Here is a 24,452-nt window from a genome sequence, read left to right as displayed (position 1 = left end):
TTTTTATGGAAAAACAAAACTATCAAAATAAAATGCAAGATAAAAGACTCGACAGTTTAGAAAAAAATGTCGCAGAGATCAAAAATAACCATCTGCCTCACATTTATACAAAGTTAATGCAAGTAGGCACGGATGTCGATTGGCTCAAGCGGTTTTTCTGGATTGTCGCGACCGCCTCAATTGGTGGCCTTATCGCAGCTCTACTTAATCTACTAATTACCATTAATAAATAATAACAAAAAATATGAATATTATTCAAAAAATTTGGAAGGGATCACCGAATTTCTGGACCGGGCGAAAAGGCTATAAGCCGGAAATTATTGTCATTCACATCATGGATGGCACATTGTCTGGCACCGATTCGTGGTTTGCTAATCCCGCTTCGCAGGTAAGTGCGCATTATGGAATCGGAAAGAACGGAGAAGTTCATCAATACGTGAAAGAAGAAGACTCCGCCTGGCATGCCGGACGAGTGGATGCGCCCAGTGCGAAGCTTGTGAAATCCAATGTCAATCCTAATCTTTACACGATCGGCATAGAACATGAAGGCAAGCCTGAAGATGTTTGGACTGATGCAATGAAACAGGCGAGCGCTTCATTGATACGGGAAATTTGCCAGCATTGGCAAATTCCAATTGATCGAGATCACATCATCGGACACTACCAGATATATTCAAAAAAACCGGATTGTCCGTCGCACGATAAAAAAATTCTGAATGAGCTGGTCGCTCTAGCTAACCAGCAACAAACAAATCCCTCTCAGGTCGAGGAGGGAATAAAAAAAATCGAAGAAGGACTAGCTCTAATAAAACAAACACTAAAATGAATATGGAAGTTTTGAAATCAGCGAGTAAGATTGTATTTATCCTGATGGCGCTGGCCACAGTTGGCGCACTCTTTTTAGGGAAAATTTCAGGCGATCAATTCTTGCTTCTCGCCGGCATGGCATTTTCCTTTTATTTTTCCAACAAAGGGGACTCGACGCAACCATTTGCAGGAAAATAAATACGAATAAACACTCAAATTAGCCTAGCCAAAACTAGGCTTTTTTGTGTCGTTTTCAATTTTAGATAAATATAAAGCACCCAACTTGCTCCTGAAAATATTTTTTCAAATGATATTTGAAAATACTTTTATTTCGGCACGCTTGAGCCTGCTTCTGACAATTTTTACTAAAAATGCATAACTCTTTTTGTAAGATAACAGCGCAATGCCAATCGCGTTTGACTTCTTTGGCGCGGGGGAGTAGTGTTTCGCTTGGCATAGCGGAAGACATCGTCGAAAAGTCTTTCGTCAAACACATTAATTTTAAAAATACTCATCTCATTGTTTCTCGAAAAAGAAGCAACAGCCTTGGAGCTGAGGATGCGATACTATGAATTTAAAATTTTACAAAAAACGCGTGGAAGCTACACGAATTCATCGTGAATCGCACCCGAGAGAGTCATTATGTTATATGCTAACAAAAGAAGCGATTATTCAATTTTCAAATTGGAGACAATTCAAAGTTAAAAAAGAAACAGTACGAGGTTACGACCGCGAGCTGAAAAACTTCTGCCTATTTCTTCGTAATCCCGAAATCGAAAACATCACGCTGAATAACGTGATGGAATACTTAAATGGTATGGCGGATCTCGGCTGGGACAGAAACAGTTTTGTCGGAAAGTGCATGGCGCTCCGCAAGTTCTTCGAATTTTATCGCCTGCAGGGGTACAAAGTGATCGACGAAGAACTGATCCCGATTCCGGACAAAGTAATGAAACTTCCGCGCGTGGCAAGCGACGAACAATTCGACCAGCTTATCTCGGTTATTCCGAAAGATTCCAACGATCCGCGCCATATCAGAAACCTTGCGATTATCGGCATGCTATGGGACACAGGTGCGCGCAACGGAGAAATATGCTCAATCGACAAGGATGATCTGGATCTTACCGAAATGAGAGCCATCATTCGGACGGAAAAGGCGAAATCGCGCCGGCCATTTCGGGAAATATTCTGGACCAAGGCCACTAACGATCATCTGATGCGCTGGCTTGAGAAAAGAAAACACCTTGATAATAAAGTGAAGTTCGACGAACCGGAGGCGCTCTTCGTATCGGCCACCAGCTCGAAATATGGACAAAGATTTTCCATCAAAGGATTGGGCGAGATGCTCAGAAAATATTGCAATAAAGCTGAAATGCCCTACATGAACGCCCACAGCTTCCGACATCACCGTGGCCATCACATCATCAAAAGCGGCGGATCAACATCGGACGTGATGAATATTCTCGGGCACTCTTCAATACAAAGCACGACCATATACACGATGATGCGTGGCAAAGAATTAGAAGAGCGGGCGCGACTGTTTCTCGGGGACAATAAAGATAGGTTCGTCGAAAAGCAAGCTGATCCAGGATTCGGCAAAGCTCTTCAAGGATTCATGACTTTCGTCCAGAACCAAGACAAAGATAAGGAATCGGTCACAGCCAAAAATCTTGAGCAACAGGCAAATTATTTTGCCCAGCAGTTCAAGGGAAAAGTGCCTTATCCGCAATACGCAACTTGACATAAGTTGACAGAGGCGTATAATAGCAGTACATAATATTAACACTTATATGCCACTATCAATATTCAAAAAAAAGCAAATAAACGAGATGAAAGAAAAAGCGGTGCGCCTGTATAAGCAAGGTTTTGATACGCGCACCGCCGCTAAAATGCTCAAGGAATTGTATGGCTTCAAAAGGAGTCACACCTGGGTATGGGAAGCGGTGAGAGATCATGAAAAGTTATCCACTTCCAAAAAAGTTGACAAGAAACTGACAAAATAGTAATATACCAATAGGAACATTGAAAATCACAGTTCGCCTACTCGTCCACGAGGGATAAAGCACAACAAACAAACATCGAATCATTCGGTTGCGCATCCTCGCAGACGAGCAGTCGAGAATCGACGCACGGGCAAATTTTACAGCCACTAAAACCCCTGCAACACTTTCTATACTAGAAGAAGTATAAAAAATGTTGTGGGAAATAGCTTATGAAAAGCGATATTTTAGTCAGACGTGCAACTATCAAAGATCTTGAAGATATTTTAAGATTAAATTTGGACTTGTTTGAAAAAGAACGTAAGGAATATGATAAAAAGCTAGATTTAAAGTGGACTTATGGAAAAATAGGAAGAACATATTTTAAAAAGAATATTACTGATAAAAACGGTTTTTCAATTATTGCTGCGGATAATGGAAAAATTATTGGTTATCTTTGTGGAAGTTTCAAGTCTTCGCCCTATACATATAGAATAATCCTGAAATATGCGGAATTGGACAATATGTTTGTTGATGAAAAATTTAGGAGCAAGGGAATTGGAAAAAAATTAGCGAAAGAATTTTTAGTTTGGTGCAAGGAGAAAAAGGCTGATTGTATTTCTGTTAATGCTTCAATCCAGAACGAGAAGGCGATAAAATTTTATCACAGTTTGGGCTTTAAGGATTACAGCCTGACTTTAGAAATAAACAGGTAAATAAACTGGAGAAAATCGTGAAAAACGAAAGAATTAAAAAATTCAAACCAAAACCTGGCCAAGTTGATTTCACGAATGCGCGGTGGGCGCCGGTGATCAATTGTGTTTTGAAATATCAGGACAAAATTCTGATTGTGCAAAGAACCAAGGAACTGAATTTTTATCCGGAATATTGGAATGGGGTGTCGGGATTTTTGGATGATCAAAAGAGTTTAAAGCAGAAAATTCGAGAAGAGCTGAGAGAAGAGTTGGGGATGGCGAGTCGAAACATTTTAGATTTCAAGCTGGGAGAAATTTTTCATCAGGATGCGCCGAAATACAAAAAAACTTGGATCGTGCACCCAATCTTAGTGGAAGTGGTGACGGATAAAATCAAACTAGACTGGGAAGCAAAGAATTATCGTTGGATAAAATTATCAGAAACAAAACGCTTAAAAATTTTACCGGGATTTTCTGATGTTTTGGATAAATTAGAGAAGTGGATTAAAAAATAAAAAGATGTCCAAAAAAATCCTAACACTTTGTTTGTTGAGGAAAGATAATCAGATCCTTCTGGGAAGGAAAAAGTATGGATTTGGCGCGAGCAAGTGGAACGGATTTGGAGGAAAAGTGGACGCGGGTGAAACGATCGAGCAGGCGGCGAAAAGAGAAATGCAAGAAGAATCTTGCGTGACGGTTGAAAATCTGGTAAAAAGAGGCGTCTTGGATTTTGAAATTCAAGGTAATTCGGAAATTCTCGAAGTGCATATTTTTTATGCGGAAGACTTCAGCGGTGCGCCAAGTGAAACCGATGAGATGAAACCGCAATGGTTTGACGTTGATTGCATACCCTTTGACGAAATGTGGCCGGACGACAGAATGTGGCTCCCACTGTTTTTAGCAGGGAAAAAATTTCAGGGCAGATTTTTATTTAGTCGCGAAAAAACACCAGGAATTTTGGAACATAATTTAGAAATCGTGGATAATTTTAAATAAAAGAGCTGATGGAAAGTAAACGACAATTAAGCGTGGTTATTGCGCTTATCAGAAATGCCAAAGGGAAGATCTTACTTCAAAGACGTGTCGATCCGCTCATCCCTTCTGCGGATGGAAAGTGGGAGTTTCCTGGCGGTAGAATTGATTATGGCGAGTCGCCTGAAGAGGCGATCAAAAGAGAGTGCATGGAGGAAATTGGATGCGAGATTGAAATTGTGAGATTAATCCCTTGTGTCCAATCGACAATCTGGCCAAGATCTGATGGCGATAGTCAGCATGTATTAGTCTTCTGCTATAAAGCGAAGCTAAAAAAGGGAACGCCAGTTCCGGGAGATAAGAAAGTTTCTGAGGTTAAGTGGTTTTCTAATGAGGAAATAAATACAGTTGACACTTTAAGTGGCATCAAAGAGTTTGTTAAACTATCAAAAAAATGAACACAATCATAACTTTTGAAAAATCAATCGGGGCGGTTGTTTATCGGCGGGAAGGCGAAAAAGTTAAGTTTTTGCTTTTGCGTTATTTGGGCGGGCATTGGGGTTTCATTAAAGGGAAGGTGGATAAAGCGGATGAAACTGATGAGAAGACCTTGCGCCGAGAAGCGCAGGAAGAAACGGGTATCACTGAACTAAAAATCATTCCTGGTTTTTTAGGACAAGAAAAATATTTTTATGTGGCAAAAAGAGAAGAAAAAGAAAAACGATTGAAAGCCGGACGCGGTTGGTGGATTTTCAAAAAAGTGCTTTACTATTTAGCCGAGACGAATCAATCGGCAATCACATTGTCTCCCGAACATCGCGATTATATTTGGATGGAATATGGACAAGCTTATAATCGCGTGAGTAATTTGAATTCGAAAAAAGTACTGGAAAAAGCGAATCGGTTTTTGGTAGATAGCCATAGCTAATGCCTCCTCGCCCTTCGGGAGAGCCTGCCTGCCGGTAGGCAGGGATGTCACGAGCACGTGACAGGTGAGGGCAAGGGTGTTGTTAACAATGATAATTTTTTTTAACTAAGGGTAGAAAATATATCAAAAGCCCTTACCCTCATCCGGCCTACGGCCACCTTCTCCCGGAGGGCGAAGGGGATATAAAGTTTGACTATTGCCAAACTCTCAGATTCAGGTAGAATAGAATTTATGAATAACAGACAGAAACTTAGATTGAAATTTAGCTTAGTAATTGTCCTGGCGGTTGTCGCTGGGTTTATCGCTTATCCGCAGGCCGCTTCGAAAATACCGAAGCTTTTTGATGTCCTAAATAAGCCAAAAATCAATCTTGGCTTGGACTTGCAGGGCGGAATCCATTTGGAATATAAGGCGGACACATCTCAAGTTGACAGTTCTCAGGTCGGAGATGCGATGCAGGCGGTCCAGGACGTGATCGAACGGCGCGTCAATGCATTTGGCGTGGCGGAGCCGGTTGTGTACACAACTAAATCTGGCGGAGAGCAGAGGTTAGTAGTGGAGTTGGCTGGAGTGAAAGACATTAATGAGGCCAAGAAAATGATCAGCGAAACGCCATTTTTGGAGTTCAAGGAAGAAAGCCAGACTACTCCGGAGCAAATACCTCAAGATGTTTTAGATAAAACCAATGCGGAGGCGAAAGCCAAGGCGGAGGATATTTTGAAAAAAGCATTGGCTGGGGCGGATTTTGCGCAACTTGCCAAAGATAACAGTCAAGATCCAGGATCGAAAGATAATGGTGGTGTTTATGATTTTATGAAAAAAGGATCTTTTGTGTCAGAATATGAAAATGCCGTTTTTGACCCAAGCCTTAAGGACGGAGAGATTTATCCGAAACTTGTCGAATCTCAATATGGTTGGCATATCATCAAAAAGATTGAGATTAGAGGTGAGGGAGATAATCAAGAGTTCAAGAGTGCGCATATTTTGATCCTGAAAACAACTCAGCCTCAGCCACAGACCGATTGGATGGCAACAGGCCTAACTGGAAAAAATCTCAAAAGTGCTAGCGTGCAATTTAAGAGCCAGGGACTTTCCGAGCCAGAAGTATCTTTGAAATTTGATGATGAGGGAACGAAGTTGTTTGCGGAGATTACTAAACGTGATATCGGAAAACGGATCGCCATTTTTTTGGACGGGGAGATAATTACCGCGCCGACCGTGCAGAGTGAAATTCTAAACGGCGAAGCGGTTGTTACTGGGAGCTATACTGTTGAAACGGCTAAGGAATTGGTCAAGAGGCTTAATGAGGGAGCTTTGCCGGTACCAATCACATTGGTAGGCCAGCAATCAGTGGAAGCAACACTGGGACAAGTATCATTGGAAAAAAGTCTGAAAGCGGGATTGATTGGTCTAATGCTCGTGATTATTTTTATGCTTGTTTATTATCGTTTCCTGGGGTTGATTGCTTCTTTTGCACTCCTCATTTATTCCGCGCTGATGATTAGTATTTTTAAATTATCTGGCTTTACGCCGTGGCAAATCACACTCACCCTTCCTGGAATTGCTGGCTTTGTCCTTTCGATCGGAATGGCGGTGGACGCCAACATTCTCATTTTTGAGCGGACTAAAGAAGAAGTGCGCAAAGGACGCAATATTTTGAGTGCAGTTGAGGAAGGTTTCAAGCGCGCCTGGACTTCAATTTTGGACGGCAATATGTCATCGATCATCACAGCCTTGATTCTGGTGGAAATGGGAACGGGGTTTGTTAAAGGCTTTGCTGTGACGCTCATCATTGGAGTGCTGGCTTCGATGTTTACAGCTGTGGTGATTACCAGAACAATTCTGCGTTTTATCCTTGGACCATGGATCGAGAGTAAGATGTGGTTGGTGGGAGCTAAGAAGGAAAGTATATAATTTTGCGAAACATCCTCCTCGCCCTTAGGGAGAGGATGTCACGTACTCGTGACAGGTGAGGGAAAAGGGCACTATTAAATAAGAAAAGCTATATATAAACATTGTTGATTGATTGTTAAAAGGCTCCTCCCTCATCCGGCCTTCGGCCACCTTCTCCCTAATGGAGAAGGGGATATATAAATTAAAAAATCTATGCTCAACATAATTTCCAAAACCAAATACGCCTATATTTTTTCCATCACCCTTACCGTGCTTAGTGTTATGGCGCTGTTCACTTGGGGGTTGAAATATGGCATCGATTTCACCGGCGGAACTTTGATGGAAGTGAAATTTGAAAATCAGGTTCCTGCTAATCAGGAACTAGAAGAGACGCTCAAGGATTTAAATCTCAAGAGTCTTACTTTGCAATCGACGGGAAATAATTCCGTGCTGATCCGGTATGCCTCTGAGGATGATAAGATCAATCAGACGGTTCTCTCGACGCTCTTGGAAAAATATCCTGACTCGCAAAATTTGCGGACAGATTATGCCAATGCCTCCGTTTCCAGTGAGCTAAAAACCAAATCATTGATGGCAATTTTTTGGGCAGTCGTGGGCATCATGGCTTATGTCGCTTGGGCGTTCCGGCGCGTTTCTCATCCCGTCGCATCTTGGAAATATGGCGCAGGAGCGGTGATTGCGCTTGTTCATGACGTTCTCATAACTATTGGAGTTTTCTCGGTCTTGGGGCATTTCTGGGGCGTAGAGGTAGGCGTGCCGTTTGTGGCGGCCTTGCTCACCATTCTTGGTTTCTCTGTCCATGACACAATTGTGGTCTATGATCGCACACGCGAAAATTTGCAACGCAGTTCGAGCAAAGAAAAATTCCCGGAAATTGTCAATCGTAGTCTCAACGAAACATTGGTGCGTTCAATCAATACTTCACTTACCGTGATCGTGACACTTCTCGCAATCTATATTTTTGGCGGAGAATCGATCAAGTATTTTTCTTTGGCGCTTCTGGTTGGTGTGACTTTCGGAACATACTCGTCAATTTTTATCGCTTCAGCCTTGCTTGTGACGAGTTATAACTTACAAATTAATAATAAATAGATATGTGGAATCCATTTAAAAAAAATGATCAGCAAACCGAAGATCAAAATACTGGTGTCGCGCAAACTGCTTCGGTAAAAACGGATGACGCAAAGAAAGACGATGATTCTCCCAAGATGAATATGCTGCAACGTTTGGCGATGAAAAGGATGGAGCGGATGAGTCCGCAGGAAAAAGCTAAAATGATGCAAGAAGTTTTGAAACCGGAGAATAAGGATAAGTTGCTTTCTGCGATGGAAATGATGCGAAAAAGCGGACAAATTTCTGAGGAGCAATATAGACTGGCCAAGGAAAAGATGGGAATATAGGCAATTTTGGAGATATATTTTTTGCCATTTCGTATATATGGCGTTTGTTCTTTAACTCTGATTGCATAATAGGAGGCAGAATTAGTTTCTTGCTCTTTATCGGTTGGCTGCTTGTTTGGGTGCGTTCATGAAAGGAGGGCGGCTATGAATAAATTCTTGTCGTTGTATTTTCGAGCAAATAAGCGACTCTGTATTTACAGGGGAAGTCTTATTCTACTATTAGCCTTAAGTGAATGCTTTTACGGATTCGCCATAGGTGATTTCTGCATCTTATTGGCGGGAGCAGTGTCGTTTTTGTCACCGTCAAAAAAGGACTTTTTTTATGAAGATCTTTAACCCTGCGAAGTCAGGACTGGGGCGTTGCATCTTATCAACGCCCTATTATTTTGACTTTTTTAGGCTTTAAGGCTAGAATAATACTATGTTGAAATCAAAAATTGAAGAGGTGAAAAAGCAGGTTTTGGAGGAAACTGAGAAGGTCAAAAACAGTGACATGCTTTTTGAGTTGGAAAAAAAATATTTGGGACGCAAGAGTGAATTTGTTGGTTTTCTTAAGAATCTGAAAAATTTGGCACCGGAGGAGAAAAAGCAGATTGGTGAATTGGCCAATAAAACCAAGTTGGAAATTATGGCCATCATCAACGGAAAAAAGGCCGATTTGTCCAATGTCGGAGCAAGCGCAGAAAAAGAGAAAATTGATGTAACGATCCCGGGCAAAAAAAGAGGCGTGGGACATCTCAACCCGATTTCACTCGTGCGCCGTGACATTGAAGATATTTTTACCGGAATGGGATTTGAAATCGCCGATGGACCGGAAATTGAAACTGAATTCTACAATTTTGATGCTTTGAATATGCCAGCTGATCATCCGGCCCGTGAGATGCAAGAAACTTTTTGGTTGAAAAATAAAAAAAACAAAGAGAATTTGGCAATGCGTACACAGACTTCAGCCGTGCAAGCGAAGTATATGGAAAAACATAAACCGCCCTTGCGAATTATTGTCCCGGGTAAGTGTTTCCGCCGTGACGGATCAGACGCGACACATGACAATACTTTCTATCAATTTGAAGCGTTAATTGTGGGAGAAAATATCAACGTTGGACACTTAAAACAAGTAGCGGAGGATTTTTTCTCGCAATTTTTTGGGCGTGAAATCAAAGTGCGCTTGAGACCGAGCTATTTTCCCTTCACGGAACCAAGCTTTGAATTTGATATTTCTTGCACGGTTTGCGGTGGTGTCGGTTGCAAGGCTTGTAAATATAACAAATGGCTGGAACTGGGCGGTGCTGGCATGATCAACCAAAATGTGTTTGAAGCGGTGGGCTATAAACGTAATGCCTACACTGGTTTTGCTTGGGGCTTTGGCTTGGAACGCTTAGCGATGATGAAATATAAAATAGATGATGTGCGGTATTTCCACAGTGGGGATTTGAGGTTTGTTAGGCAATTTTAAATTATGAAATACAGTTTTAATTGGCTCAAGGAATTATCTCAGACGAAATTATCCCCCGAAAAAGCGGCGGAGCTTTTGACGATGCATTCGTTTGAGATTGAGGGTTTGGAAAAAAATAATTCTAGTTTGGATGGCGTGGTTGTTGGTGAAATTTTGAAAATCACAAAACATCCCAATGCCGACAAATTGCAAATTGCAGTCGTAGAGACGAGGCATGCCTCGTCTGTGGGTAAATTACAAATCGTTTGTGGTGCGCCAAATATTGCTGTTGGTCAAAAAGTCCCAGTGGCAACGGTTGGCACAAAATTACCAGGTGATTTTGAAATTAAAGAAGCAGAAATCCGTGGTGTAAAATCTTTTGGGATGCTGTGCGCGGAAGATGAATTAGGGCTAGGTAAGGATCATGCAGGCATTTTGATTTTAGATAAAAAAGCAAAAGTGGGCGAGCCGGCACAGAAATATCTTGGAATGAATAGTGATAGTGTTTTGGAAATCAAGGTTCTGCCGGATCGCGCGCATGATATTTTGAGTCATGTCGGCGTAGCACGAGAGTTGGCTATTTTGGAAAAAAAGAAGTTCGACTATTCTTTTGACGAATTGATTTTGCCAGTCAAAAAAAGCCAGAAACTAAAAGTGGAAATCAAGGACAAGGTTTTGTGCAAAAGATATATCGGCGCAGTAATGGAGAATATTACTATCAAAGAATCGCCAAAATGGCTGAAAGACAGATTGGAAGTTTGCGGTTTGCGACCGATCAACAATGTTGTTGATGCGACGAATTATGTCATGCTTGAGCTGGGGCAACCACTACATGCTTTTGACCTAGAAAAAATCACAGAGCTAAGCTCTCGGAGCCGAGAGCTTAGCTCTGAACAGGCTCATATTATTGTACGTAGAGCAAAAAAGAATGAAGATTTGATTTTGCTGGATGATAGCGGGATTAAATTAAACGAGAATAATTTATTGATCACGAATGGCGATTATGCGTTGGCATTGGCGGGAATCATGGGTGGCAAGGATTCGGGAATTTCAGAAAATACTAAGACAATCGTATTGGAAGCGGCTAGTTTTGATGCGGTGAATATTAGAAAGACAAGAACGGCGCTGGGGCTGAATACGGATTCATCCTATCGATTTGAAAAAGATATTGATCCGAACTTGGCGGAAAAAGCGATAGTGCGGGTCATCGATATTCTAGAACATATTGCCGATGGCAAACTGGAAGGAGTTATTGATATTTATCCCAAGAGAGTTAAATCATGGACAGTCAAATTGGATCTGGAATATGCCAATCGGCTTTTGGGTGAGAAAGTACCAGAGAAAGATGTTTTGAATATTTTGAGTTTGCTTGGAATTAAAGCGCAGAAAAAGAAACTACTTGAATGTACTATTCCAACCTATCGTTTGGATTTGCGGACGCCGGAAGATTTGATCGAAGACATCGGACGCATCTGGGGTTATGAAAAAATCGTTCCGCGGCCGATGATCGCGCAAGTTCTACCAGCCAAAATTAATGAACAAGTTTTTTTTGAAAGAAAGATACAGGATATTTTAACCGGACTTGGATTTGACGAGGTGTATAATTATTCTTTTTATGGCGCCGATGATCTCAAAAAAACGGGTCTCTCGGAAAAGGAGCATTTGCAACTGGCTAACCCGATGAATCCGGATCAGCAGTTTGTCCGCGCGGAACTGGCAGTAAATATTTTGAAAAATGTCCGCGAGAATCTCAAGAATTTTTCTGAGTTTGGCATTTTTGAAATCGGCAAATGCTACGCGCTGAAAAATAACGAGCCCACAGAAGATCGCAATTTGATCTTGGCAAGAGTGCTCGAAAACGACAGCAACTCAGAAACTTTCTATAATCTTAAAGGCGCAATAGAGGATTCCATAGAAGCCTCTATAGAAGCTTCTAATTTGGAGCTGGAGTTTTTGGAAAGTACAAAACCAGCTTCGTTTATGAATTCTAATCGAACGGCTGAGATAAGCTTGGATGGAAAAGTTGTCGGTTATGTCGGAGAAATCAGTCAGTCAGTGCTTGCAAGCTATAAAATTAGCAAGCGATTGGCGATTGCCCAAATCAATCTGGGCCTCCTTCGCCAAGGCTCCCTCCTTCATCAGAACTCCGGCGGGCAAGTCGGCGGGCCGAAGGAATATAAACCGATCAATAGATTTCCGGTTGTCTCACGCGATATTTCAATGATTGTTCCAAGAGGGGTAAAATATGCCGAGATTGAAACTTTGGTCAAAAAAATCGGTGGCGAATTAGTTGACAGTGTTTCACTGTTTGATCGTTTCGAAGCCAAAAACAGTATGGCCATCCGGATTGAAATGAGCGCCAAAGACCGCACATTGGAAAGTGCAGAGATAGATGGGGTGATGGAGAAGATTGTATTGATATTGGATAAAAATTTGAAAATAGAGATAAGAAAATAAAAAAATAACAACTGTTCTTTTTGAGAAGGAGGTGTAAGATGCTTTTTGAGGTTTCTATTTTTGATGAGATGATAGAAAAAGGTACGCCGCTTCCAGACAATATCTGCAAGGATTGTGGAGGAGAGGTCGCAAAAAGTGTGAGCAGCGTTCTTCGGGGCGTGTATTATTATGGTCCTCCAGTTTGTCAAGGATGTGGTCGGGAATATAGATATGCGACAAATGTCCCGGCCAAAGGGATACTTGATTTACGTAAGATGGCATCACAACGCTATATTTAATCCCTGACGCTATTATTGGGGCGATGCTTAGCCAAGCTCGCTCCAAAACTTATAAAAAAACTTTTTTAATATATATCATCAATGAAAGAAATTCCAAAAACCTACGAACCCCAAAAATACGAAGACAAGATTTATGCGCTTTGGGAAAAATCTGGAAAGTTCAATCCGGATAATTTAAAGTTGCCGAAAAATGCCAAGCCCTACACGATCATTCTGCCTCCGCCAAATATTACCGACAAGCTGCATCTGGGGCATGCGTCGATTATTGCGATTGAAGATTTACTCATCCGCTTCCACCGCATGAAAGGATATCGCGCGCTCTATCTTCCCGGAACTGACCATGCTTCGATTGCCACTCAAAATGTAGTAGAGAAGAAGCTTTTGAAAGAACAAGGATTGACGCGGCACGACTTGGGTCGGGAAGAATTTTTGAAAGAAGTTTGGAAATTTTTGCGCGTAACGCAAGCGACAATCCTTAATCAAGCGCGCAAGATGGGCGGATCTTTTGATTGGTCGCGCGAAGCTTTCACGCTGGACAAGCAAAGACAAAAAGCGGTGACGCGGATGTTTTTGGATATGCACAACGAAGGTTTGGTGTATCGGGGAAAAAGAATTGTCAATTGGTGTCCGCGTTGCAAATCGACTTTGGCGGATGACGAGGTGGAATATAAGGAAGAAATTGGAAAACTGTATTGGTTGAAATACGGTCCGTTTGTTTTGGCGACCTCACGACCAGAAACAAAACTGGGCGATACGGCCGTCGCGGTTTATCCAGGAGATAAGCGTTATGCGGATATGGTCGGCAAGAAATTTATGATTCCTGGAGTACTGGGAGAATTTGAAATTACCGTAGTAGCTGATCGAGCGGTTGACCCAAAATTCGGAAGCGGGGCAATTAAAGTTACTCCAGCGCATGATTTCACAGACTATGCCATTTCCCAAAAGCACAATATTGCGCTAAAGCAGATCATTGATGAAGATGGTAAGATGATGGCGAATTGTGGAAAGTATGCCGGAATGACGACGCTGGAAGCGCGGAAAGCCATCGTAGCGGATATGGAAAAAATGGGACTAATTGATCACATTGAAGAAGGCTATGTCCATAATCTGGCGACTTGTTATCGCTGCGGGACAACCATTGAGCCGATTCCGTCCGAACAGTGGTTTTTGGCGGTGGACAAAAAACTCAAACGCTTCAAGGGAAAATCATTGAAGGAAAAAGCTTTGGAGGTAGCCAGAAAAGGCAAGATAAAATTTCATCCGCATCGCTTTACTAAACGCTATCTTGATTGGATGAGCAATCTCCATGATTGGTGTATCTCACGCCAAATCTGGTTTGGGCATGAATTTCCGGTTTGGTATAGAAACAGTGAACCCTCCTTCGCTAAAGCTACGGCGGGCGAGCAGGAAAAAGAAATATTTGTTGGTGAAAAAGCGCCGAAAGGTAAAGGTTGGGTCAAAGATCCAGACACTTTTGACACTTGGTTTTCTTCTGGAATGTGGTCATTTTCTACTCTCGGCTGGCCCACCTCCGTTAAAACTACGGCGGGCAAGCCGTATAAAATCATTAAAACAGGGGATTTGGCGAAGTTTCATCCGACTCAAGTTTTGGAAACCGGCTATGATATTCTAACTTTATGGGTTTCGCGCATGATTATGATGACGCTTTTTGCGCTGGATGAAATTCCCTTTGAAAATGTTTATCTGCATGGGATGGTCTTGGATCAATTTGGCAAAAAAATGTCAAAATCGAAAGGTAATGGCATCGATCCATTAAGTATGGTTGAAAAATTTGGGGCAGATGCAGTGAGACTATCCTTGCTTATCGGTTCAACGCCGGGGAATGATATGCGCCTGTCGGAAGAAAAGATTGCCAGTTACCGAAATTTTGTCACTAAGCTGTGGAATATTTATCGTTACTGTGACCACGCGGACAATAAATTTGCTTTGGTAGAAAAAATAACAAAGCGCGATCTGAAATCACTTTCTGACAGATGGGTCGTCGCTCAACTCCACGAAACTATCGAAGAGATTACTAAAAATCTAAATGAGTATAAGTTTTCATCAGCCGGAGAGACGCTGGAAAAATTCATCTGGAATGATTTTGCTGATTGGTATGTCGAGATAAATAAGTTGGAAAAAAATTCAAAGGTATTGGGTTATGTTTTGGATAAGATTTTGAAGTTATCTCATCCGTTTGCGCCGTTTGTGACAGAAAAAATTTGGCAGGATTCCTTGGCACGCTATAGCTTCAGCGGAGGCGGCGCATTGTTAATGGTCGAGAAATGGCCATTAGCAGACAAAAAACTTTTAGACAAGGATGCTCAAAAGAATTTTGGCACTCTTCAACAAGCAGTAGCTAAGCTCAGGAATATCCGCACTAACTATCATATCGATCCGGGGAAAATAATCCAGGCCTATTCTAAGAAAATTGAAAACAAAGAAGTTTTGGAAAAACTGGCCAGGATAAAAATTGACGTCATGTCAAAAGGAAATTTCAAGGGCGTAGTGATTGCTGAGAAAAATATTAAGTTGACTTTGGCTATCGCAGATCTCATTGACGTAGAAAAAGAAAAAACCCGACTAACGAAAGAGATTTCTAATTTGGAAAATTTAGTCGCCAAAGCTGATGCGCTTTTGAAAAACAAGAATTTTATCCAAAGCGCGCCTGCCGAGGTAGTGGCGATCAATAAAACTAAACTGAAAGAATATGGCGAGAAGTTAAAAATTCAGAAAGAATTATTGGGGAATCTGGATTAGGGAGCTCTATTCAGGATAAATCCATCGAAGGTGGCGGGTCATCATTTGACTCGTCTTTTTTGTATGGTTTACAAATTTGCCAGATTGTGCTAAGATTATAAAAGGATGTGGTAGTACATTTTGACAAATATTGGCTTAAATTGGCCATTTATCAAAGTAAATTGAGTAATAGCCCCGACGTTCGCGTCGGGGAGGAAAGTCCGGACATTCATCCCTGACGTCAAGTCAGGGGAAGGGTAATGGGTAACCCCCATACGGAGTGATCCGCGAGGTGCGAGCAGAGACGCTTTTATTAGCAATAATAAAGGCACCCCGCTTTGGTGGGGTGAGTCCTGGAAGTAATTTCAGGGTTGAAACGGCTAAATCCTTACCTGGATGCAAGGCCGTGTCCTGTATTTTAATTAGATACGGGAAGTGCCGCTTGACTCCGACGGCAACGTCGGAGCTAGATAAATTATTACTTTTAACAGAATCCGGCTTACAGATTTACTTTGATAAATGTTTGATTTAATTTAAACGCAAGCTATGAAAAAATCCGAATTATTTTTTAGTGCCATCCAGGTTCCGGTCGATTTTGCAATGATCATCCTGGCAGCCCTTACCGCTTTTTCCGTCCGCAACGTCCCTAGCATCATCCAACTCAAGCCCCTACTCTATTCTTTTCCGTTTGACATCTATCTGCGGATTATTTTTATGGTGGCGCCCTTATTCATCTTGATTTATGCCTTCGAAGGACTCTATGATATCCGCGTCACGCGAAAATTTTGGAAAGAAGCGCTGAAAATTTTTGGCGCCACTTCTATCGGGCTGGTCATTATTATTGTGGCAATATTTTTGAAACGAGAGTGGTTTTCTTCTCGCTTTATTATTTTAGCCGCTTGGCTTTTGGCAACGACCTATGTCGTGATCGCGCGCTACCTGCTTCAGTTGGTGCAGAAATGGTTTTTGCGCAACCGGGGGATTGGCGTGCATAGAGTGCTCTTGATCGGAAAAAATTCTAAGATGAATGTCATTTTGCGAACGATCAAAGAAAATAAAAACCTTGGTTACCAAGTTGTTGATCAGATCGATACGGCGCATCTCAAAGTGATCAAGAAAGTCAAAGAAGACCGGGGCATTGATGAAATTATTCTTTGCGAATCTTCCATTACGGATGACGAACAGGAAAAATTGATCGACTATTGCACTATCCATAATATCGTCTATAAATATATCCCGACCGGATTGCAAACCTTCAAATTCGAAATTGGGATGCTTGATGGACAACCGCTGATTGAGATTAAAAATACCCCGCTGGACGGTTGGGCAAGAATCATCAAAAGAACTTTTGATATTATTTTTTCTATTTTGGGAATTATCGTTACTTCGCCGATTATGCTCTTGACGGCAATTGCAATCAAGCTCGATAGCAAGGGCCCGATTATTTACAAAAACGAACGGGTTGGGGGAGATGGAAAGAAGTTCCCGGTCTACAAATTTCGCTATATGCGCTGTGACTATTGTACGGATCCGACCACTCCGGAGGGCCGAAAGGCGATTGAATTTGAAAAACAACTGATTGAAAAACAAAGTGTCCGGCGCGGTCCGCTCTACAAGATTAAAGCTGATCCACGGCGTACGCGCGTGGGAAGTTTCATCGAGCGCTATTCCATCGATGAATTGCCTCAACTGTTCAATGTGCTTTTTGGTTCGATGAGCTTGGTCGGGCCACGACCGCATCAGGAAAGAGAGATTGAAAAATACATGGAATATCATCGTCGTTTGCTTACAATCAAGCCCGGTGTTTCCGGGATGGCGCAGATTTCCGGCCGGTCGGATCTGGATTTTGAAGATGAATATAAATTAGATCTCTACTACATCGAGAATTGGTCGATGCTACTAGACGTCATAATTTGCCTCAAAACTGTTGGTGTGCTATTTTCTAAGCGCAGAAATCTCTAAGAATCCCTAAAAAAGAAAAAGATGCGGATCGCTTTAGCCCATGATTATCTGGTTCAGTGTGGAGGTGCAGAAAAAGTGCTGGATTGTTTTTGCGAACTTTTCCCCTATGCGCCGATCTATACAATAATTTACGACAAAAAACTGATGCATGGTATGTTTGAAGATAGGAATATAAAAACTTCCTATTTGCAACGAATTCCCTTTGCTCCTACGAGGCATCGAATTTTTCCACCCCTAATGCCAGCGGCGATTGAGCAATTTGATTTTTCAAACTACGACATTGTGCTTTCTGATTCGTCCAGTTATGCCAAAGGCATCATTACCGGTCCGCAAACGTTGCATATCTGCTATATGCACACGCCGATGCGTTATGCTTGGGATGATTGTCATAAATATACGACTGATTTTTATTTTCCTAACTTTATTAAGAAGATTGTTCCATTTTTCATGAACTATATCCGCATTTGGGACAGGATCAGTGCCGATCGCCCGGATAAAATTATTGCCAACTCTAATTTTATTTCCAGGAGGATCAAGAAATATTACAAAAGAGATTCTATTGTCATCAATCCGCCGATAACTTTTGACAATTTCTATGTTAGCGAAAAAACGGAAGACTATTTCTTGATGGCCGGACGGTTTATGGCCTATAAGCGTTTCGATATTGCGATTAAAGCTTTTAATGAACTGAAGTTGCCCTTGAAAATATTAGGTCGGGGACCGGAAGTTAATCGGCTTAAGAAAATTGCCGGACCGAATATTGAATTTTTAGGAAGAGTGCCAGAAAAAGAGCTATTTAGATATTTTTCTTGCTGTAAGGCATTTATTTTCCCTCAAGAGGAAGATTTTGGCATTGCAGCGATAGAGGCAATGGCTTCTGGTCGCCCGATCATTGCGTATCGCGGGGGAGATATTCCCGAGCACATTGAAGAGGGAGTCACAGGAATATTTTTTGAACATCAAACAGTTGAGGATATTATCTCGGCAGTTAAACAATTTAAAGAAAGTGATTATGATCCAAAATATATCAGAGAGAAAGCCTTAAGATTTGACAAGAAAATTTTTAAAGAAAAGATTAAAAACTATATTGAAAAAGAACTGGCAGTACATTTAGAAAAGCAAGCCAAGTCTAATCCTTAAAAAGCACCAATATGGAACTAAAAGAATATTTCAAGATAATTAAGAATAATCTACGTGTATTCATTGGAACCGCTGTTGTTCTTTTTGCGATTGTTTCTGGTTATCTTATTTCGCGTCCCGCTTCCTATGCAACATCACTGACGTTGAATGTCACCCGCAGCGGCGTCCAGGATACGCCGGATTATAAATATGACGACTTTTATCGTCTGCAAGCGGATGAAAAATTTGCGGAGACTGTTGTAGAATGGCTGAAAAGTCCTCGCGTGGAAGAAGATATTTACACCGAAGCGGGGATCAATACAGCGGATTATAGCTTAAAAAGATTGACCAAAAGTATCTCTGCTGACAAATTATCTTCCCAGCTTATTGCGGTTAGTTTTTCCGCCCCTGATGAAAAGATTTCTCATAAGATTGCTTCGTCCGTGGCAAAAATTGTTTCCCAGAATGTGCAAAATTTAAACAAGGATCAAAATGAAAATACCTGGTTTGAGGTATTATCAAGTGATCCGGTCATTCGGATCGAAGAAGCCAGCTCGCTCGTCATGTTGGCGATTTTTTGCGGGTCGATTTTTTTGGCCTTTTGGGCAGTCATGTTCCGGCATTATTTAAAATAACGAAAAGTAATGGCAACGATCTGCATCGATGTGCGCTGTCTTTCAGAAGGGAGGAGAACTGGAGTGGAAGAATATACACTAGGGCTTCTTTTAAACCTGTTTGAATTGGACAAAAATAATGAATATATCTTGTTTTTTAGTGCATGGAAAGCGCCCGGTTTTGATTTTGATTTGTTTTTGAAATATCCCAATGTTCAACTAAAAAAGGTCCATCTACCCAATAAGTTATTGAACTTCTTGTTTTGGTACTTGGACTGGCCCAAGATTGATAAACTAGTTGGCGGAGCAGACGTGGTCTTTTTCCCTAATATTTTTTTTGGAGCGGTAAGCGAAAACGTTCGGATGATTGTGACCATGCATGATCTCTCTTTTGAAAGATATCCGGAATATTTTTCTTGGAAAAGACGCCTGTGGCATGTGTTTATCAATCCCCAAAAAATTTGTCGGCGTGCTGATAAAATAATTACAGTTTCAGACTCTTCCGCGACGGATATTGCCAGTTTATACAAAATTAACCAAAAAAAAATTTGCGCCATCCTAAGTGCGATTGAGAAAGATTTTTACGTGCTTGATCGCAATAACACAAAACTGATCGAAGTCAAGGAAAAATATCATTTACCATTTAAATTCATCCTTTATCTAGGTACAATTGAACCAAGGAAGAATATCCTCGGAATAATCAAAGCCTTTAATCGCCTCCAGGCCTCTGCCGTCACCGAGAAAGACCAAGATATTTTGAAATATAAACTAGTCCTAGCGGGATCGCCTGGTTGGCTAGGGGAAGAGATTTTTGCTGAAATTGAGCGGTCTGAATTTAGAGAAAAGATAATTTTACCTGGCTTTATCGCTGATGAGGACAAGGCTTACGTTTATAATCTTTCCGCACTGTTTATCTACACATCATTCTTTGAAGGCTTTGGTTTTCCTCCACTGGAAGCAATGCGTTGTGGCGTGCCCGTGATTGCTGCTAATAATTCATCACTTCCTGAAATTTGCGCGGACAGTGCAATATTAATCGATCCGCACAAACCGGAAGAGATTCTTGAGGCGATAAAGCAGATTCTGAAAAACAAAGACTTGCGTGAAAAATTGATCAATAGGGGAATAAAAAAAGCCCAAGAATTCACCTGGAAAAAGACCGCCGAAAAAACTCTAGAACTTTTTTCTGCTTAGTTTTTTTATTGGATTAAAAATGGTATAATTAAATTAAGTTAACTAAAAAGAAGTTAGGTACGAAAAGTTAAAAATTTATTATTATATTTGCAAACTTGCCCGCCTGCAACGCTTCGCGTAGCGATGCGGGCAGGTAATTCATAAATATTTCATGAAGATTGGAATTGATGCGCGCTTTTTTGGCTCGGTGGGCAAGGGGCTGGGGCGTTATACGCAAAAATTGATCGAAAAATTAGAGGAAATTGATCCAGTCAATGAATATTTTGTTTTTCTCAAAAAGGAAAATTATGATGAGTACCAACCTAAAAATTCTCAATTCAAAAAAGTTCTGGCAAATTATCATTGGTATTCATTTGCCGAGCAACTTTTTTTTCCATGGATGCTAAGGGGATACAAGCTGGACCTGGTGCATTTTCCGCATTTCAATGTGCCAATTTTTTATCGGAAGAAATTTATTGTTACAATTCACGATCTGATCTTGATCCATTTCCCCACGATCAAAAATACCACGCTCAATCCACTGTTCTATCGGTTGAAATTTCTAGCTTATCGCCTGATTATAAACTCGGCCGTTAGACGCTCAGAAAAGATTATTGCTGTTTCTCATTTCACCAAAAAAGATATTTTGGAAAACTACCAAAATATAGCGGAAGATAAGGTGGTAGTTACATATGAGGCCTGTGAGGATTTCTGCATGTTGAGTCCTAACAGAGATGATAAAATTTTGGAATATTATGGTATAATAAAACCATACCTGATCTATGTCGGGAATGCCTATCCGCATAAAAATTTAGAAAATTTAGTCCGGGCTTTTTCTTCACTTTCCACGAAATATCCAGATCTTAGGCTGGTCTTTGTGGGGAAGGAGGATTATTTCTATCTGAGATTAAAAAAACTGATCATTGCGGAGAAGATCCAAAAAATTATCTTTGCCGGTCACGTCCCAGATTATGAACTGGATACCTTGCAACATAACGCCAAAGCTTATGTTTTCCCTTCGCTCTACGAAGGATTTGGACTACCCCCGCTTGAAGCGATGGCCAAGGGAACGCCAGTGATTTCATCCAATCATCCCTGCATGCAGGAAATTCTCGAGGACAGTGCCTATTATTTTAACGGAAAAAATAAGACGGAGATAGCGCAGGCAATCGATACGATACTAACCGATAATATCTTGAGAAAAAAAATGATTGCGGCAGGCTATGCCCAGATCAGGAAGTATAGCTGGAAAAGAATGGCCAAGGAGACTTTGGGAATATATGAGAGTATTAAGATATAAAAATGCAACACACAAAGAAATCCAAAAATAGAATTTCCCCTAAAATGTTTGATGTCAAGCCGGTTGACAAAGATGGTAATTTGGATTTGAAAAAAATAAACCGACCAACTCGTATCCTAAAACTGGAACGGCTATCATTAAAAACGGAACCGTCAAAGTTAAGATCGGCAGCAGTTTTCTATGATGTGCGCCAGACGACTCCCTGTGAGGACGAGGCAAGAAGATTTAGACGATTCATCGATGAAGAAAAGAAGATGACTTCGCTAAAAAACAAAGTTGCCAGCATCAGCGTTTCTGAAAACATTAATACTGATCATATTGTCCTAGTGAAAAACGAGAAGGCTCTTTTGGAAAAAAGATTGGCAGAAGAAAAAAAGCTTCGTCTGGAAAAAAAGATTGAGTTCGCTCTGGCGCGTGAGCAAGCAGAAAGACAAGCAGAGATGGAAAGGCGACAAGATGCCTTACTGCAAGTTCAGCTAAAAAAACAACAAAAAATTGAAGAGCAAAAACTGAAGTTGCTACAAAAAGAAAAGGCTCTCGAAAAAATAAAGCAAGCAAAGCTTGCAGCAAAAAAACAGAAAAAGCGAAAAAATAAATCACACTCCAATTCGGTCAAGAATTTTTTTGCCCTATTCGCATCTAAACCGGAAGCCTCTTTCGATCAAAAAGACAATCCGCCAAAAAAGCGGACCGTATTTTCTTTTGTCGCTATGGCGGCGTGTGTTTTTTTTCTCGTTTTTGGCGTCGGATTTTTTTATCGCAGTTTGCGGGTCAAGAACTTGGCCATTGAAAATGGCAAGATCGCTTATGCCAGCCTAAATGAAGCGAAAGAGGGCATAAAAGAGCGTAATTTTGACAGTGCGATTCTCAAATTCAATGATGCTTACGATCGTTTCAATACTGTCCAATCTGACATTAATAGTTTGGGAAATGTCTTAGTAGAATCGTCCAAGTTTTTCCCATATCTCTCTAAACTTTCTTCTGGAGAACAACTCTCCGATGCGGGAAAAAATATTTCCCGCATCGGCGTGTTGGCAACGGACATTCTGAAAACGCTAAATGAAATTAAAAATCCGCTCGGCAGTGATGAACCAATTGCATATTTGAAAATTTTTCAAAACGTGGATCAAAATCTGACTGAGATTGCCATACGCATGAATGATCTTCAGGGTAATTTGGATAATATCAACCTTGAAGATATTCCTGCTGAACAGCGGAATCAATTTATTGATCTAAAAAACAAATTACCAGAAATCAATAAATTCGTCTCTAGCTTTTCTGAAGAAGAAAAAGTCTTGACGGATGTTTTGGGTGGGAATGGTCCGCGTAAATACCTCTTTCTCTTCCAAAATAATCAAGAGATGCGGGCCACTGGTGGGTTTATAGGAACCTATGCTGTTTTGGATATAGCGGATGGCAATGTGAGAAGTTTTTTCGTGGATGGAATTTTCAATCCAGATGGACAGTTGAGAGAGAAAGTGATTCCACCGGCGCCGATCCAAAAAATCAGCGCTGCCTGGAGCTTGCATGATAGCAATTGGTTTCCCGATTTTCCAGTGTCAGCAGAGAAGGCCTGTTGGTTTTATGAAAAAACTGGCGGACCGACAGTGGATGGGGTGATCACGATGACGCCGACTGTCATGCAAAGACTTTTGGAAATTACTGGACCGATTGAAATGTCTGACTATGGCGTGACCATCGACAAGGATAATTTTATGGAGAATATCCAGACTGAAGTGGAAATTAACTATGATAAAGAAGAAAATCAGCCAAAAAAAATTCTGGCCGATCTGGCACCAAAGATTCTTGATCGCATCTTCAATGCAAAAAATATTTCTGATATATCCAAAACGATGGATGTGCTTCTGGCGAGTCTAAATGAAAAACACATATTGATTTATTCCAAAAACTATAACATCGAAACAATGCTTTCAAATAACGGCTGGTCAGGAGAAGTTTTGAACACGGACAAAGATTATCTTTCCGTGATTAATACCAATATTAATGGCTACAAAACTGATGGGGTAATTGATGAAACAATCGCTCATAGGGCGGAAATCCAGACTGACGGGTCAATTATTGACACTGTGACAATAACCAGGCATCATAATGGAGGTAATACGCCATATGTTTGGTGGAACAGGGTCAATGCGGACTATATGCGCGTCTACGTACCTAAGGGGTCGAAATTGATCAGTGTTTCCGGCCAGACTCAAGAATTTGACTCTCCTCCGATTGATTATCAGGCCTTAGGCTTCAAGCATGATGCGCAGGTGGAAATGGAAGAAGATGGAACAATTATCGATCCGCAAAATGGAACACGGATTTATAATGAATCTGATAAGACCGTCTTTGCGAATTGGATCTATGTCAGTCCACAGGAGTCAGCTACGATGAAATATTCCTACATTTTGCCATTTAAATTAGATACCAATTTAACTACGAAACCAGCCGATACTTATTCACTTTTAGCGCAAAAACAATCCGGCAGTGTGAGTAGTAAATTTTCCACAGATATAATTTACCCCGATTTTTATAAAACAATTTGGAAATATCCTAGTGAGAATATGACGAATTTTTCCACCGGGGAAGAAAATAAAAAAGGTTTTGAGTTAGATAGTGATTTGAAAATAGATAGATTTGTCGGTGTAGCATTTGAGAAAAGTAACCCCTAGCACTAAAT

The 24,452-nt window shown here is 41.0% G+C and carries 22 protein-coding genes and 1 other RNA gene; all 23 read left to right on the top strand.

The window, feature by feature from the left end; all coding sequences use genetic code 11:
* Nucleotides 1-5 precede the first annotated feature (5 nt).
* The 23 genes from WC848_04445 to WC848_04335 all read left to right on the top strand — a co-directional run bounded on the left by WC848_04445 (nt 6) and on the right by WC848_04335 (nt 24,444).
* Complete coding sequence (locus WC848_04445) at nt 6-233, top strand: hypothetical protein (GenBank protein MFA5961904.1); 228 nt, start codon at nt 6-8, stop codon at nt 231-233.
* Nucleotides 234-244: 11 nt separating this feature from the next.
* Nucleotides 245-826, top strand: a complete 582-nt coding sequence (locus WC848_04440) for a peptidoglycan recognition family protein (GenBank protein MFA5961903.1) — start codon at nt 245-247, stop codon at nt 824-826.
* Nucleotides 823-1,005: a hypothetical protein gene (locus WC848_04435; protein ID MFA5961902.1), complete on the top strand. Its 183-nt coding sequence runs from the start codon at nt 823-825 to the stop codon at nt 1,003-1,005. The genes WC848_04440 and WC848_04435 overlap by 4 nt, the downstream gene beginning before the upstream one ends.
* 451 nt (nt 1,006-1,456) lie before the next feature.
* Nucleotides 1,457-2,548: a site-specific integrase gene (locus tag WC848_04430; protein ID MFA5961901.1), complete on the top strand. Its 1,092-nt coding sequence runs from the start codon at nt 1,457-1,459 to the stop codon at nt 2,546-2,548.
* A 49-nt stretch (nt 2,549-2,597) separates the two neighbouring features.
* Entirely contained in the window at nt 2,598-2,810 is a 213-nt protein-coding gene (locus tag WC848_04425) for a hypothetical protein (GenBank protein MFA5961900.1), read from the top strand.
* Between the two features lie 209 nt (nt 2,811-3,019).
* Complete coding sequence (locus tag WC848_04420) at nt 3,020-3,502, top strand: GNAT family N-acetyltransferase (GenBank protein MFA5961899.1); 483 nt, start codon at nt 3,020-3,022, stop codon at nt 3,500-3,502.
* A 17-nt stretch (nt 3,503-3,519) separates the two neighbouring features.
* Nucleotides 3,520-3,996 carry an NUDIX domain-containing protein gene (locus WC848_04415; protein MFA5961898.1) on the top strand — a complete coding sequence of 159 codons (477 nt, stop codon included), beginning with the start codon at nt 3,520-3,522 and terminating at the stop codon, nt 3,994-3,996.
* 4 nt (nt 3,997-4,000) lie between these two features.
* Nucleotides 4,001-4,477 carry an 8-oxo-dGTP diphosphatase gene (locus tag WC848_04410; GenBank protein ID MFA5961897.1) on the top strand — a complete coding sequence of 159 codons (477 nt, stop codon included), beginning with the start codon at nt 4,001-4,003 and terminating at the stop codon, nt 4,475-4,477.
* A gap of 8 nt (nt 4,478-4,485) precedes the next feature.
* Nucleotides 4,486-4,911: an NUDIX domain-containing protein gene (locus WC848_04405; protein MFA5961896.1), complete on the top strand. Its 426-nt coding sequence runs from the start codon at nt 4,486-4,488 to the stop codon at nt 4,909-4,911.
* The gene (locus WC848_04400) at nt 4,908-5,381 is read left to right on the top strand and encodes an NUDIX domain-containing protein (GenBank protein MFA5961895.1); all 474 of its coding nucleotides are present in this window, start codon (nt 4,908-4,910) and stop codon (nt 5,379-5,381) included. Before WC848_04405 ends, WC848_04400 begins: the two co-directional genes overlap by 4 nt.
* 231 nt (nt 5,382-5,612) lie before the next feature.
* A complete protein-coding gene (secD, locus tag WC848_04395) occupies nt 5,613-7,295 on the top strand; it encodes a protein translocase subunit SecD (protein ID MFA5961894.1) in 1,683 nt (560 codons plus the stop codon).
* Nucleotides 7,296-7,487: 192 nt separating this feature from the next.
* Nucleotides 7,488-8,387, top strand: coding sequence for a protein translocase subunit SecF (secF, locus tag WC848_04390; GenBank protein MFA5961893.1), 900 nt, complete (start codon nt 7,488-7,490; stop codon nt 8,385-8,387).
* Between the two features lie 2 nt (nt 8,388-8,389).
* On the top strand, nt 8,390-8,695 hold the full coding sequence (locus WC848_04385) for a hypothetical protein (GenBank protein MFA5961892.1): 306 nt from the start codon (nt 8,390-8,392) through the stop codon (nt 8,693-8,695).
* A gap of 421 nt (nt 8,696-9,116) precedes the next feature.
* The gene (gene pheS, locus WC848_04380; protein MFA5961891.1) at nt 9,117-10,148 is read left to right on the top strand and encodes a phenylalanine--tRNA ligase subunit alpha; all 1,032 of its coding nucleotides are present in this window, start codon (nt 9,117-9,119) and stop codon (nt 10,146-10,148) included.
* Between the two features lie 3 nt (nt 10,149-10,151).
* A complete protein-coding gene (pheT, locus tag WC848_04375; GenBank protein MFA5961890.1) occupies nt 10,152-12,584 on the top strand; it encodes a phenylalanine--tRNA ligase subunit beta in 2,433 nt (810 codons plus the stop codon).
* 359 nt (nt 12,585-12,943) lie between these two features.
* Nucleotides 12,944-15,622: a valine--tRNA ligase gene (locus tag WC848_04370; protein ID MFA5961889.1), complete on the top strand. Its 2,679-nt coding sequence runs from the start codon at nt 12,944-12,946 to the stop codon at nt 15,620-15,622.
* Nucleotides 15,623-15,775: 153 nt separating this feature from the next.
* Nucleotides 15,776-16,119, top strand: an RNA gene (gene rnpB, locus WC848_04365) — RNase P RNA component class A.
* A 28-nt stretch (nt 16,120-16,147) separates the two neighbouring features.
* Nucleotides 16,148-17,563, top strand: a complete 1,416-nt coding sequence (locus WC848_04360) for a sugar transferase (protein MFA5961888.1) — start codon at nt 16,148-16,150, stop codon at nt 17,561-17,563.
* A gap of 21 nt (nt 17,564-17,584) precedes the next feature.
* Nucleotides 17,585-18,703, top strand: a complete 1,119-nt coding sequence (locus tag WC848_04355; protein MFA5961887.1) for a glycosyltransferase — start codon at nt 17,585-17,587, stop codon at nt 18,701-18,703.
* Between the two features lie 11 nt (nt 18,704-18,714).
* Nucleotides 18,715-19,317 (top strand): hypothetical protein, encoded by a 603-nt coding sequence (locus WC848_04350; GenBank protein MFA5961886.1) that lies wholly within the window; start codon nt 18,715-18,717, stop codon nt 19,315-19,317.
* A 9-nt stretch (nt 19,318-19,326) separates the two neighbouring features.
* Nucleotides 19,327-20,490 (top strand): glycosyltransferase family 1 protein, encoded by a 1,164-nt coding sequence (locus WC848_04345; GenBank protein MFA5961885.1) that lies wholly within the window; start codon nt 19,327-19,329, stop codon nt 20,488-20,490.
* 151 nt (nt 20,491-20,641) lie between these two features.
* A complete protein-coding gene (locus WC848_04340) occupies nt 20,642-21,769 on the top strand; it encodes a glycosyltransferase family 1 protein (GenBank protein MFA5961884.1) in 1,128 nt (375 codons plus the stop codon).
* Between the two features lie 2 nt (nt 21,770-21,771).
* Nucleotides 21,772-24,444 carry a DUF4012 domain-containing protein gene (locus WC848_04335; GenBank protein ID MFA5961883.1) on the top strand — a complete coding sequence of 891 codons (2,673 nt, stop codon included), beginning with the start codon at nt 21,772-21,774 and terminating at the stop codon, nt 24,442-24,444.
* Nucleotides 24,445-24,452 lie beyond the last annotated feature (8 nt).

Source organism: Parcubacteria group bacterium (genome assembly GCA_041659505.1).
Taxonomy (GTDB): domain Bacteria; phylum Patescibacteriota; class Minisyncoccia; order Moranbacterales; family UBA2206; genus UBA9630.
The sequence above is the reverse complement of the archived record's forward strand: the minus strand, read 5'-3'. Positions and strand labels throughout refer to the sequence as shown.

Coding starts and splice junctions, on each gene's coding strand:
- WC848_04445 (MFA5961904.1), top strand. CDS start 6: ATGGAAAAACAAAACTATCAAAATAAAATGCAAGATAAAAGACTCGAC.
- WC848_04440 (MFA5961903.1), top strand. CDS start 245: ATGAATATTATTCAAAAAATTTGGAAGGGATCACCGAATTTCTGGACC.
- WC848_04435 (MFA5961902.1), top strand. CDS start 823: ATGAATATGGAAGTTTTGAAATCAGCGAGTAAGATTGTATTTATCCTG.
- WC848_04430 (MFA5961901.1), top strand. CDS start 1,457: ATGCTAACAAAAGAAGCGATTATTCAATTTTCAAATTGGAGACAATTC.
- WC848_04425 (MFA5961900.1), top strand. CDS start 2,598: ATGCCACTATCAATATTCAAAAAAAAGCAAATAAACGAGATGAAAGAA.
- WC848_04420 (MFA5961899.1), top strand. CDS start 3,020: ATGAAAAGCGATATTTTAGTCAGACGTGCAACTATCAAAGATCTTGAA.
- WC848_04410 (MFA5961897.1), top strand. CDS start 4,001: ATGTCCAAAAAAATCCTAACACTTTGTTTGTTGAGGAAAGATAATCAG.
- WC848_04405 (MFA5961896.1), top strand. CDS start 4,486: ATGGAAAGTAAACGACAATTAAGCGTGGTTATTGCGCTTATCAGAAAT.
- WC848_04400 (MFA5961895.1), top strand. CDS start 4,908: ATGAACACAATCATAACTTTTGAAAAATCAATCGGGGCGGTTGTTTAT.
- secD (MFA5961894.1), top strand. CDS start 5,613: ATGAATAACAGACAGAAACTTAGATTGAAATTTAGCTTAGTAATTGTC.
- secF (MFA5961893.1), top strand. CDS start 7,488: ATGCTCAACATAATTTCCAAAACCAAATACGCCTATATTTTTTCCATC.
- WC848_04385 (MFA5961892.1), top strand. CDS start 8,390: ATGTGGAATCCATTTAAAAAAAATGATCAGCAAACCGAAGATCAAAAT.
- pheS (MFA5961891.1), top strand. CDS start 9,117: ATGTTGAAATCAAAAATTGAAGAGGTGAAAAAGCAGGTTTTGGAGGAA.
- pheT (MFA5961890.1), top strand. CDS start 10,152: ATGAAATACAGTTTTAATTGGCTCAAGGAATTATCTCAGACGAAATTA.
- WC848_04370 (MFA5961889.1), top strand. CDS start 12,944: ATGAAAGAAATTCCAAAAACCTACGAACCCCAAAAATACGAAGACAAG.
- WC848_04360 (MFA5961888.1), top strand. CDS start 16,148: ATGAAAAAATCCGAATTATTTTTTAGTGCCATCCAGGTTCCGGTCGAT.
- WC848_04355 (MFA5961887.1), top strand. CDS start 17,585: ATGCGGATCGCTTTAGCCCATGATTATCTGGTTCAGTGTGGAGGTGCA.
- WC848_04350 (MFA5961886.1), top strand. CDS start 18,715: ATGGAACTAAAAGAATATTTCAAGATAATTAAGAATAATCTACGTGTA.
- WC848_04345 (MFA5961885.1), top strand. CDS start 19,327: ATGGCAACGATCTGCATCGATGTGCGCTGTCTTTCAGAAGGGAGGAGA.
- WC848_04340 (MFA5961884.1), top strand. CDS start 20,642: ATGAAGATTGGAATTGATGCGCGCTTTTTTGGCTCGGTGGGCAAGGGG.
- WC848_04335 (MFA5961883.1), top strand. CDS start 21,772: ATGCAACACACAAAGAAATCCAAAAATAGAATTTCCCCTAAAATGTTT.